A 10,709-nucleotide genomic window follows, 5' to 3' on the forward strand; every position below is an offset into this window, starting at 1 on the left:
TGGATAAAGCTGTTCTGGTACCGCTGACGAAGAGTGTGGTGCCAGTGGCATCCCGTCCTGACCTGGCCGGCGACGCCATCCCGGGTGACCCGGCCGGCGTCGGGCGCTATTTGGCAGGTTTGCCGACGATGGATGCCGGCGGTTTGGGGAAGGCCTTAGCCGGGTACAGCCGGGCTACTTTGAGCATGTAGTTGGCCCACTGCGGGCCGGCGATCATGTAACCGTCAATCCGCGAGTAGAACTTACCGTTGACGGTGAGGTTCTTGCCGGGGCGCTGCTGGCCTTCAAGGGCGTCCCCGAAGAAGGAGGCGGTGGCCAGGCCCGTGGTGTAGCCGAGCACCCACGTGGCGCTGTTGCTGTTGTTGGTGCCGGTCTTGGCGGCCACCGGTACGCGGCTCTGGACCTTGGGGTTGATATAGACCCCGGAGCCCTTGTTGAGCATGTCCTGCAGCGCCTTGTTCACGCCCCGGGCCACGTTCGGGTCCACGGCGTCGCGGCAGTCGGGGTCCTGGTGTGGGAGCGCCCGTCCGGCGAAGTCGGCCACCCGCAGGATCGCAATCGGCGCGCAGTACCGGCCGTCGGCGGCGAAGGTGGCGAAGGCGGCAGCCATGGACATCGGGGACACGCTAGTGCCGCCCAGCAGGTTCCCCAGCTGGTGCATGCTGATGGGAGTGCCGTCCAAACCGCTGCGCAGGCCCACGCTGTTGACCATGTTCTGGATCCCGCAGAAGTCCAGCTGTGCCGCCTCGGCAAACGTTGCCGTGTTGATGGAGTTGTAGAGGCCGTAATCGGCCGGCATCTTCCGGTAGTAGCCGGGGGAGGCGTTCTGCAGGTCATCGGCTACTTCCAGGCCGGCCCTGCGCTGCTTGGTGCTGTAGCCGCCGATCACTTTCCCGCAGGAGGACCGCCAGCGGAATCCCAGCGGGTACTCGCGCCGCGAAGCATCCACCACCTCGGTCATGGCCCGCCCCTGATGCAGCCATTCGGCGAACGTGAACGGTTTCATCGTCGATCCGGGCTGGAATCCGCCGGCGCCGTTGAGGTCATTGCCGTTGGGGTCCTTGGCGTCCACATTGAAGTTCAGCTGCGAGTCGAACTTCCCGCGCTGCGCCAGGAAAACCGTGTTCTGCGCCATCGCCAAGACCCTGCCTGTCAGGGGCTGGACCGTGACCAGCGAGGCGCCCCATTTGTCCGGGTTTGCCCCTGCCGTGGCGTTCACCTGCGCCTGGGCCGCTGCCTGCAGCCGGCTGTCCAAAGTCGTGGTGATGGTCAGCCCGCCGCGGCGCAGCCTCTGTTCCCGTGCTTCCGTGTCTGCGCCGAAAGCCGGGTTGTTGAGGATCAGATGGGAAACGTAGTCGCAGAAATACGGTGCCATGGCTGCCGCGGCGCAGCCCTGCCTCGAGGGCCTGATTTTCACCCCGACACCGGTGGCGACGGCGGCGTCATGCTGCTTCTTGGTGATCTTGCCTTGGCTGAGCATGGCGTCCAAGACCTGGTTGCGCCGTGCCAGGGAGTTCTTGGGGTTGGCCACGGGGTCGTAGAAGCTGGGGCTGTTCACCAGTCCGGCGAGCAGGGCAGCCTGGGGCAGGTTGAGCTTGCTGGCCGGCACGCTGTAAAAGTATTGGGCGGCGGCCTCGATGCCGTACGCAGTGCGGTTGAAGAAAACGATATTGAGGTAGCCCTCCAGGATCTGATCCTTGGTGAATTTCCTCTCCAGGGCAATCGCCAGCCGCATCTCACGCAGCTTGTCACCGATGTTCTTCTGCCCGCTGAGGATCACCTCATCCTCACGGCCGGAGGAGATTCTGGCTTCATTGGCCACGTTGGTGACGTACTGCTGGGTCAGGGTAGACGCACCCTGCCTCTCTCCTTGGGTGAGGTTGCTGGTTAGTGCCCTGAGAACGCCCTGCGCATCCACGCCGCCGTGCTCGTAGAAGCGGCTGTCCTCGATCGCGACGATCGCATCCTTGACGTAGGGGGACATGTCCTTGAGCGGGATCCGCACCCGGTTTTCCTCATAGAACGTTGCGATGACCTTCCCGTCCGCCGTCAGCATCCTCGTGGTCTGCGCCGGCGGCTGCACCGCAAGCTCGGTGGGCAGGCCGTTGAAGAAGCTGATCGACCCGCTCACGGCGGTGCCGGCAGCGGCAATCTGCGGAACCAGGAACGCGGCCACCAAGACGCCGCAGATCCCGCTGAGGAGCACGAATCCGAGCATCCTTGCCAGAAACGTGCGAAACCGGGATAACAGGCTTCTCCGTGCCATCACTGCAGCTCACACCCCGTCCGATGTGACACCAGAATACTCGCCGAAAAGCACGCGATCCAGAGAGCAAATTCAGAGGTGCCGCCCCGCAGGCGGCGCCTCGCTGGCCGCCCTCACCACGGGCGATGGACGAGGTCCCGCCAGCAGAATGGCTGCCGCGTTGGTGGCGACGATCAGCACGATTCCCAGCCATTCATGCAAGGCGAGAATCTGCCCCAGCACGATCATTCCTGAGAGGGCTGCGAGGAGGGGGTTGATGCTGATATACACGCCGAAGAATGCCTGCCGCACGTGACGGAGCGCACTGAGGTCCGCGGCGTAGGGGATGACAGAGCAGAGCACTCCGGCGAGGACGGACAACAACAGCGCCGGACCCGTCAACGACCCCGCCGAGAGGAGATATGCGGCCACCGGCAGGTAGAACACCAGGGAGACCATGGTTGCAACTGCCGGGCCCTGTAGGCCTGGCAGCCGCTGGCCAACCACCCCGTTCAGGATGATGTAGGCCGCCCAGCAGGCGGCCCCGGCCACCGCGATGCCAATGCCGGGAAAGTCGCTGGAAGGTCCTGGCAGTACAAGAACGTAAACCCCGACGCCGGCACTCACCGCACACAGCACGTCCAGTTTGGACTTGGACCGCGTGAGGGCGATTGCCAGCGGGCCGAGGAACTCCAGGGTGACGGCCAGGCCCAGCCCGATGCGCTGAATCGCGACGTAGAGGCAGATGTTCATGAGCGCGATCGTTCCGCCCAGCAGGAGCGCCGGCCACCACTGTTTCCACGTCAGGCGGTGCAGGGGTGGCCGGGCCGCCGGCAGGAGCACGGCAGCGGCGACGAGTTGCCGCACGGCGACCACCCCCGCCGGCCCAAGCGCTGGGAAAGCATGCGCTCCGATCCCGCACCGATCTGATTGCTGATGCCGCTGCCCGTCATGGTCAGCAGGCCGCCGAGAATTCGGGACCGGGATTGGGTTGCCTGACGGCCGTCCGGGCCGAAGCTGTCCTCTGCGTAAGTCTCCATATCCCCAAAGTGTGGGGGAAAATTTTCAAACCAATAAATGCCTCCGCTACTTGTTCTATACGATGACCGTATGAATCTTGAGCTGCGCCATCTTCGGTCTCTCGTGGCCGTCGACGAGGCCCGGACCTTCACCGACGCAGCCATCAGCCTGGGAACTTCCCAAGCCAGCGAGCTGCGGGTCGGGTACGCCTGGTCCGCGCTGGGCGGCCGGACCATAGCCCTGCAGCGCCGCTGGGAGGAGGCAAACCCCGGAGTTCAACTCATGTGGGTCCAGTCGGGCTCCCCGACGGCCGGCCTGGGCGGGGGATCAGTCGATCTGGCGGTGGTCCGGCGGCAGCTCAATGACCCGCGCTTCACTGAAACCCTGGTTGGAACGGAGCGCCGCTATGCCGCGGTGGCCGCCACGGATCCGCTGGCCCGCAGGCGGTTCCTGCGCATGGCCGACTTTGCAGAGCGGACGATCGCCGTCGACAGCCGCACCGGCACCACCGCGGAAAATCTTTGGGGTCCGGAGGCCCAGCCTTCATCCGTCCGCTATGTCGAGGGTGTTGACGATTGGCTCACGCTCATCGCCACGGGAAAGGCCATGGGCATGTCCTCCGAGGCGACCGCGGCACAGTACCCACGGCCGGGAGTGGTCTACAAGGTGGTCCGTGATGCGCCGCCGATATCGGTACTCCTTGCCTCGTGGAAGGATGACCCGTCAGTCCTCATTGCCGACTTTGCGCGCCTGGCCCGGCAAGCTTTTGCCGAAACCCCACCCGCCGAAAACCGCGGCGGGCACCGTGCCTGATTACCGGGTCTCCCTGAGGCCCGGGTCGCGAAGGTGATCCAGCAACGCCCTTTCCGGGTTCCCGGGATTTTCCGCGAGGTGCTTCAGGAGACCGGCGCGTACCTCGGGCCGCACCGGTGCGGATTCGGAGAGAACGTCCAGGATGATGTCGATAATCTGCTCGCGAAGGATAGTCCCGCCGGTAGCCTCATGCGTACCGGAGCCTGACTCGGCAAGATCCTGTGCGCGGTCACCGGCAGCGTTCTCGCGGGACTGAAATTTGGTAAGCATCTCCGACTCCTTTCCTGAGCCTCACGCATTAGTCCTGCCAACTGCTTCCATCATGAGCGCCCAGTCTGAGTCGCACGTGAGACTTGTCTGAGAGTCTTCTCATCGTCTCGCGGAGCGATGCCGAGCCGTGGATCCCCGCGGGGCCCGCAAACTAGCTCACGATGTTTGCCGCACCAAGCTTGGATGACTCTTGGATTTGTTCTGGACCTACCTTTTCCAACAAATTCCTACGGTTGAACCATGAAAACAAAAGCAGCCCTCGCACTGTCCCTCACCGGCATCCTCCTCACCGGGTCCGCCGCCCTCGCGGCCAATTCCCAGACGCCCAGCTCAGGCACTGGTGTCAGCGACGACGCCGGGAACGTCCGCCTCACGGACGATTCCGTCACCAAAAACCCTGCCGTAGCGCCGGCCAAGGCCAGCCCCAGCGCAACGCTGAAGGCAGCCACCAAGGCCAGCGACGACAAGCAGGCCAACGACAAGAAAGCAGCAGCAGCCAAACAGGCCTCCCGTCCTGCCGAACCAGGGGACGACAATGGCGGTCTCCGCACCACAGCAGAGCCGGGCGACGACAAAGGGGGTCTTCGCGCCACGGCGGAATCCGGCGACGACAAAGGCGGCCTCCGGTCGGCTCCGGCATCCAGTGCGGAGCCCCGCGACGACAACGGCGGCCTTGTGAAGGCGCCCGAACCGGGAGACGACAGCGGCGGCCACGGCGGCCACGGCAGCGACGACTAATCCCAGCCTGACGCACCAAGAGCCAGCCCACGAACGGTCCTCCCGGCAACTCGGGTGGACCGTTCTCTTGGACGTATCTTGGATGTCCTTTTCATCTATCTCCGCCATCGCTGCCCTACAGTTGAACCATGAAATCCAAGGCAGCCCTGGCACTGTCAATTGCCGGGATCCTTATTACCGGCTCTGCCGCCCTGGCCGCGAACACGTACACGCTCAACAGTTCGAGCACGTCGACCCTCGGCAACGCCAGCAATATCCTGCTGCCAAACGATTCCGCCACCAAGACTCCTGCCCCGGCCGACACTCCTGCCAGGCCCAACGCGACACCGAAGCCGGCCGGCCAGGCAAGTAGTGGCACACCCGCCGTCGCAAAACCAGCACCATCCAGGACAGCTCCCCCCTCGCCCGCACAGGGGAGCGGCGGCGCCGTGACCTCCCAACCCGGCAGCGGCGGGACCATCGCAACCCCGGCTCCCGGCGGTGGCGTCGTCAGCACGCCCGGCGACGACAAGGGCGGCCTCCGGAACGGCGGCAGCGGCGGCCACGGAAGCGACGACTGAACAGGCACCAGCCTCCCTCCAGTGCTGCCCGGTGACGAAGCGCGGGACCGTGCCGCTCCAGAGAAATCGCGCGATTCCGTGTCAGGATCGGTTATGCCCCACCGCCTGATGCTGCTGGACACTGCGTCGCTGTACTTTCGCGCCTTCTACGGCGTACCCGACACGATCCGCCGCGCCGACGGCACCCCGGTGAACGCCGTCCGCGGTCTGCTGGACATGATCGCGCGGCTGACCACCGACTACGGCGCCACGCATCTCGTTGCGTGCTGGGACGACGATTGGCGGCCGCAGTGGCGGGTGGACCTCATCCCTACCTACAAGTCGCACCGGGTCGCGGAGGTGGTGGCCGGCGCCCCCGATGTGGAGGTGGTGCCGGACGCACTTGAGGCGCAGATTCCGATGATCCGCCGTGTGCTCGACCTCGCCGGCGTCGCCGTCGTGGGAGCTGCCGACCATGAAGCCGACGACGTCGTCGGCACCTACGCCAGCCACGCCGACCTTCCGGTCGACGTGGTGACCGGCGACCGCGATCTCTTCCAGGTTGTCGACGACGACCGTCAGGTGCGGGTGATCTACACGGCGCGTGGCATGAAGAACCTCGAAGTCATCACCGACGCGGTCGTCGTCGGCAAGTACCGCGTGCTGCCCCAGCAGTACGCCGACTACGCGACGCTCCGCGGCGACGCCTCCGACGGGCTCCCAGGCGTTGCCGGCATCGGCGAGAAGACCGCCGCGTCACTGCTGTTGGAGTACGGCACACTCGACGGGCTGCTCGAGGCCGCGACGGATGCCGCAAGCGGGCTGTCCGCATCCGTGCGGTCCAAGCTGGCTGCGGCCGCCGACTACCTCGAGGTCGCGCCCACCGTCGTGAAGATCGTGCGTGACCTCGAACTGCCGACGCTCGAGGAATCCGGCGCGCAGTTGCACCCCGTGGAGGGGGATTCGCGCGCCGAACTCGAGCGCCTCGCCACCGATTGGAACCTTGGCGGCTCAGTCAAACGGCTCCTCGAAGCGCTGGACCTGCGTCACTGAACGAGCACGTCCAGCTGGCATCCACGAAGCGCTGAGTCATTTTCAGCGAGAGGAGACAGACTGGTCTGTCTCCTCTCGATGCGTCGGAATCCCGCAGCAAGGGTGCCGCTTTGCCATTGCCTCTGGTAGCCACGCATGCACGTGGGTAGACTCCGCCTTGTCGCTCCCCGGATCGGCGGCGCCGGGATCCGACGGCCCGATCAATGAGCGGTCTGCAAGGCGGAGGCATTTCCGAGTCGGCTGGACCGCGGAAGCCAGGAGCAAGTCATGAACAGGGTTGAAAAAGGCGTGGTCAACGCAGCTCTGGTCGCCGGCCTCGCAGGCGGCAGCATCTATCTCGCCATGGGCGGACCCGTCAGTGCGTCATTCCCGAGCCAGTCGGACAGCCCCTCCGCTGCAACGGCAGCCAAGGGCGGCCACCAGGCCAACGGGATCACGGAGCAGCTGCTGACCGGGACCCCGGCAGCCAGGGTCAGGGCGGCTGTGCTCGCGGCAAATCCCGGGGCAACGGTCCAGCGTGTCGAGACCGACGCCGAGGGCGCTGCCTACGAAGCCCACATCATCAAGGCCGACGGCTCGCCGGCAACGGTGAAGCTGAACGCTTCCTTTACCGTCACGGCCACGGAGCCAGGGCGGGGACGCTAGAAACGACGACGGGCGGGCGACGACGGCGGGAGGCCCCGCCGTCGTGAGTTCCACTTTGGTCCTGCGTCCGGTTCCCCGCCCGTTCACCTATTCACCGAGGTGCCCGATGAGCGCGTCAAGGATCGGCACTTGCCCCTTCACCAGCTTCATGCGGGCTTCGGCTTCCGGAAACCACCTCGCGTCATCGATCTCGGGGTAGTCCTGCAGAACGCCCGATCCCTTCGGCCATTCCAGCGAAAACGTGTTGCTCACAATCTGCTCGGGCTGAAAGTCCGCCTCTGCGGCGAAGGCCGTAATGAGCTTGCCTGAGGGTTGCCGGAAGGTCCCCAGCTGCAGGTAGTCGGCAGCCGGTGCGGGCGTGCCCATTTCCTCGGCAAATTCACGCAAGGCGGCGGCCAGGGGATCCTCGGGCTCGAGGTACTCGCCCTTGGGGAGGGACCAGGCGTGGGTGTCCTTGCGGGCCCAGAACGGCCCGCCCATATGCGCAATCCAGACCTCCAGCCGGGATTCTGCGCCCCGCCGGTACAGCAGGATGCCTGCGCTGCGAACCGTCATGTGCCCCCCACGTCCCAAGCCATAGGTAACCATTGTGCCCCGGGGACTTCGGTTCAAGGGTGAGGGCGTCCTCACCAACACCAGGAGGGGCGATGCCCGGTCAAGCAGCACCGCAAACGCAGCGGACGACGGCGGGAACCTCCCGCCGTCGTCCGCCTGCGTTTTCTAGCGGTTAAAGTCCTACCGGCTCAGGCTGACCGTAAACGTGTTCGGTCCGCTGCAGGTGACCGCGATGCTGTGCTTGGGGGCGTTGGCCCGGGTGGAGAGCTCGTGTACGGCTGCCTCCAGTGTGTGGTCAATCGCAGACCGGTCCCAGATTTTCAGCGTTACGGAGTCAGTGGTTTCGAACGTCATTATTCGGTGCCTCATTCATTAATTCGGTCAAGGGCCGCCGCATCGGCGCGGAGCCCGGAACAGTCCAAACCGTGAACGTTCGGAGACCTTGTGCAGCTCGGCTGAGCTCACTGGTTTGGCCTCGTTGCGTCCACCAGGTTGGGTTTAACTTTGCTTCTCGGCCGCTCGGCCGTCCATTCCATGATGCCCGGCGGGGCGATTGCGTCTCAAGCGGATTTGCGTTCATTGCAGGTGAGACTCATCACAACGTGCTGGAGGGCCCGCAGGGGAGCCACCCTTTCGCGGTTCCGCCGTGCCACTTGGACAGTCAGTACGCCTTGACCCGTTGTTCGACGATGAGGTGGATCAGGGCAAACACCCCGTTCCGATCGATGGCCTCGAGCGCGGCGTCGAGGGCCGCCGGCACGTCCTTGTCCTGCGTGACCGTGACGCCGAAGCCGCCGAAGGCCCGGGCCATGAGGCCGAAGTCGGGGTTCTTCAACTGCGTGCCGGAGACGCGGGACGGGTAGTGGCGTTCCTGATGGGTGCGAATGGTGCCGTACTCCTGGTTGTCCATCACGATGATCAGCGGGGTGGCGCCGTATTGGGCCGCGGTGGCCAGCTCCTGGCCGTTCATGAGGAATTCCCCGTCGCCGGCGATGGTGACCACCCGGCGCTGCGGGCTGGCCAGTGATGCGGCGATGGCCGAGGGCACGGAATAGCCCATGGAACCGTTTCTGGCGCTGATCATCGAGGCGTAGCACCGGGTGGGGAAATACCGGTGCGCCCAGTTGGTGTGCTCGCCTGCCCCGAAGGTCACCATGGCGTCCTCGGGCAGTCGAGGGACGAGGTTCGCCATCAGCGTGTCCATCCGTGCAGGTCCCTCACCCGGTGTGGCCGGCGGCAGGGCGGCGAAGGACGCCTGCTCGGCGCGCATCCTGCCCGTCCACGCCTTCCACTCCTCCTTCACGGGCAGTTCGATGCCGGCGAGATCCCGGACGAATGCGTCCGGTTTCGCCAGGATCTGCCGGGAGACCGGGCCGGAGCGGCCGCGCAGCGAGGGGTCGATGGTGACGAGGAAGTTCTTCTTGTTCCAGTCCTGCCGGCAGACAAATCCGTCCGTGATCACGTCCCCCGGGACGGTCCCGACGAAAACGAGGAGGTCGGTCTCCTCCAGCAGGTCGTAGGTGGGGCGAGGGCGGCCGTATCCGATCGGACCAACGTAGGACGGGGAGTCGAAGGAGACCGTTCCCTGGGTTCGCCATTCCGCGGCGGCCGGGATGTGGTGCCTTTCCAGCCATTCGGTGAGCTGGCTGGCCGCTTCCTGGGTCCAGTCGTTGCCGCCGGTGACGAAAAGTGGCGTCTTGGAGAGTGCAAGGGCGGCGGCGAGTGCCTCGGCGTCCGTGGTGCTCATGCCGCCCGCCGCCACAGGGATAGCGGGGTGCAGGGCCGGATCAACCTGCTGGCGGATGATGTCTTCCGGCAGGCCGACAACGACCGGCCCCGGCCGTCCGCTCATGGCCGCGAACATGGCTTCCGCAACAATCTCGGAGGCGCGCTCGGCGTGATCGAGCACCATGACGCGCTTGGCCCCGGTGTTGAACCAGGCCTTGATATCGAATTCCTGGAATGCTTCGCGGTCGCGGTGCGCAAAGGGGATCAGCCCGACGAAGAGCAGCATGGGCGTGGAGTCCTGCCAGGCGGTGTGCAGGCCAACGTGGGCGTTGGCCGCACCCGGGCCGCGCGTGACCATGGCAACGCCCGGCCGCTGGTTCATTTTGCCGTCGGCCTCAGCCATGTAGGCGGCCCCGCCCTCGTGCCGGCAGACCACGGTGTCGATGTCCGAACCGTGCAGCCCGTCCAGCACGTCCAGGAAGCTCTCGCCGGGGACCACGTAGGCGCGGTCCACTCCGTGGGCCACCAGGGCGTCAACAATCACGTGCCCGGCGGATTTCAGTGTGCTGCCGCCGCCCGGGCCGCGCGCGCCGTCCGGGCCGGACGGCGCGGCCGGTGGGAGGGCTTGTGCCGCGGAGTGGTTGGGGATGTGGCCTTCGAACGGTTGCGTGTGGGTTGTGGTCATGGTGGATGCGGACTCCGTTGTCATCACTATTTGTCTTCTTGGGTTGGGTGTGGGTTTACGTGTGTTGGGTGGAGGCGCCGGTGGCGCCTAGTCGGTTTCCGGTCCGGTGCAGAAGAAGCAGCCGTCCTCGCAGCTGTCAATCGGCTGGTTTTCCGTTGGCGCCCGGTCGGGTTGGGGGCGCAGCAGGTCGTGTCGGTTCATGGCGGTCTTTCGTCGGTTGTTGTTGGGGTCTGGGGACTGTGGAAACCGGGGCGGTGGCGCGACTTGCTACCGGATGGGAGTCCGGTTGGCCACCACCGGCGCGGCACCGGTGTAGCCGTCGCGGGTTTCGGCGATTTCGTGGATGCGTTTGCGGCAGGCGTACCAGCCGGCGACCATGAGGGCGCAGGCGACGAGGGTGACGAGCAGGGTGAGCGGG

The 10,709-nt window shown here is 65.7% G+C and carries 11 protein-coding genes; 5 read left to right on the plus strand and 6 right to left on the minus strand.

The window, feature by feature from the left end:
- Positions 1 to 106: 106 nt before the first annotated feature.
- Positions 107 to 2,206, minus strand: a complete 2,100-nt coding sequence (locus tag ABFP37_RS20060) for a transglycosylase domain-containing protein (protein WP_347034697.1) — start codon at positions 2,204 to 2,206, stop codon at positions 107 to 109.
- A 132-nt stretch (positions 2,207 to 2,338) separates the two neighbouring features.
- The gene (locus tag ABFP37_RS20065) at positions 2,339 to 3,112 is read right to left on the minus strand and encodes an EamA family transporter (RefSeq protein ID WP_347034698.1); all 774 of its coding nucleotides are present in this window, start codon (positions 3,110 to 3,112) and stop codon (positions 2,339 to 2,341) included.
- Between the two features lie 243 nt (positions 3,113 to 3,355).
- On the opposite strand from ABFP37_RS20065, the gene ABFP37_RS20070 reads away from it, so the two are divergent.
- Positions 3,356 to 4,078 carry a LysR substrate-binding domain-containing protein gene (locus ABFP37_RS20070; RefSeq protein WP_347034699.1) on the plus strand — a complete coding sequence of 241 codons (723 nt, stop codon included), beginning with the start codon at positions 3,356 to 3,358 and terminating at the stop codon, positions 4,076 to 4,078.
- Here ABFP37_RS20070 and ABFP37_RS20075 read toward each other — a convergent pair whose 3' ends face one another.
- Complete coding sequence (locus ABFP37_RS20075) at positions 4,079 to 4,348, minus strand: hypothetical protein (protein ID WP_078026887.1); 270 nt, start codon at positions 4,346 to 4,348, stop codon at positions 4,079 to 4,081.
- A 240-nt stretch (positions 4,349 to 4,588) separates the two neighbouring features.
- Between ABFP37_RS20075 and ABFP37_RS20080 the strand changes: the two genes are divergently transcribed.
- From ABFP37_RS20080 to ABFP37_RS20095, 4 genes are all read left to right on the plus strand, one after another.
- Positions 4,589 to 5,086 carry a hypothetical protein gene (locus ABFP37_RS20080; protein WP_347034700.1) on the plus strand — a complete coding sequence of 166 codons (498 nt, stop codon included), beginning with the start codon at positions 4,589 to 4,591 and terminating at the stop codon, positions 5,084 to 5,086.
- Between the two features lie 128 nt (positions 5,087 to 5,214).
- The gene (locus ABFP37_RS20085) at positions 5,215 to 5,646 is read left to right on the plus strand and encodes a hypothetical protein (protein ID WP_347034701.1); all 432 of its coding nucleotides are present in this window, start codon (positions 5,215 to 5,217) and stop codon (positions 5,644 to 5,646) included.
- A 78-nt stretch (positions 5,647 to 5,724) separates the two neighbouring features.
- Complete coding sequence (locus ABFP37_RS20090; protein WP_347034702.1) at positions 5,725 to 6,678, plus strand: 5'-3' exonuclease; 954 nt, start codon at positions 5,725 to 5,727, stop codon at positions 6,676 to 6,678.
- Positions 6,679 to 6,945: 267 nt separating this feature from the next.
- Complete coding sequence (locus ABFP37_RS20095) at positions 6,946 to 7,323, plus strand: hypothetical protein (protein ID WP_347034703.1); 378 nt, start codon at positions 6,946 to 6,948, stop codon at positions 7,321 to 7,323.
- 87 nt (positions 7,324 to 7,410) lie between these two features.
- Here the strand turns inward: ABFP37_RS20095 and ABFP37_RS20100 are convergent, their stop codons facing one another.
- The 3 genes from ABFP37_RS20100 to ABFP37_RS20110 all read right to left on the minus strand — a co-directional run bounded on the left by ABFP37_RS20100 (position 7,411) and on the right by ABFP37_RS20110 (position 10,291).
- Positions 7,411 to 7,878 carry an NUDIX domain-containing protein gene (locus tag ABFP37_RS20100; RefSeq protein ID WP_347034704.1) on the minus strand — a complete coding sequence of 156 codons (468 nt, stop codon included), beginning with the start codon at positions 7,876 to 7,878 and terminating at the stop codon, positions 7,411 to 7,413.
- Between the two features lie 180 nt (positions 7,879 to 8,058).
- A complete protein-coding gene (locus ABFP37_RS20105; protein WP_347034705.1) occupies positions 8,059 to 8,232 on the minus strand; it encodes a hypothetical protein in 174 nt (57 codons plus the stop codon).
- A gap of 307 nt (positions 8,233 to 8,539) precedes the next feature.
- Complete coding sequence (locus ABFP37_RS20110) at positions 8,540 to 10,291, minus strand: thiamine pyrophosphate-dependent enzyme (RefSeq protein ID WP_347034706.1); 1,752 nt, start codon at positions 10,289 to 10,291, stop codon at positions 8,540 to 8,542.
- Positions 10,292 to 10,709: the final 418 nt, after the last annotated feature.

Origin of the sequence: Burkholderia sp. RS01 (assembly GCF_039748055.1) — a bacterium.
Taxonomy (GTDB): Bacteria; Actinomycetota; Actinomycetes; order Actinomycetales; family Micrococcaceae; genus Arthrobacter.

Coding starts and splice junctions, on each gene's coding strand:
- ABFP37_RS20085 (WP_347034701.1), top strand. CDS start 5,215: ATGAAATCCAAGGCAGCCCTGGCACTGTCAATTGCCGGGATCCTTATT.
- ABFP37_RS20080 (WP_347034700.1), top strand. CDS start 4,589: ATGAAAACAAAAGCAGCCCTCGCACTGTCCCTCACCGGCATCCTCCTC.
- ABFP37_RS20095 (WP_347034703.1), top strand. CDS start 6,946: ATGAACAGGGTTGAAAAAGGCGTGGTCAACGCAGCTCTGGTCGCCGGC.
- ABFP37_RS20110 (WP_347034706.1), bottom strand. CDS start 10,291: ATGACCACAACCCACACGCAACCGTTCGAAGGCCACATCCCCAACCAC.
- ABFP37_RS20070 (WP_347034699.1), top strand. CDS start 3,356: ATGAATCTTGAGCTGCGCCATCTTCGGTCTCTCGTGGCCGTCGACGAG.
- ABFP37_RS20100 (WP_347034704.1), bottom strand. CDS start 7,878: ATGACGGTTCGCAGCGCAGGCATCCTGCTGTACCGGCGGGGCGCAGAA.
- ABFP37_RS20105 (WP_347034705.1), bottom strand. CDS start 8,232: ATGACGTTCGAAACCACTGACTCCGTAACGCTGAAAATCTGGGACCGG.
- ABFP37_RS20075 (WP_078026887.1), bottom strand. CDS start 4,348: ATGCTTACCAAATTTCAGTCCCGCGAGAACGCTGCCGGTGACCGCGCA.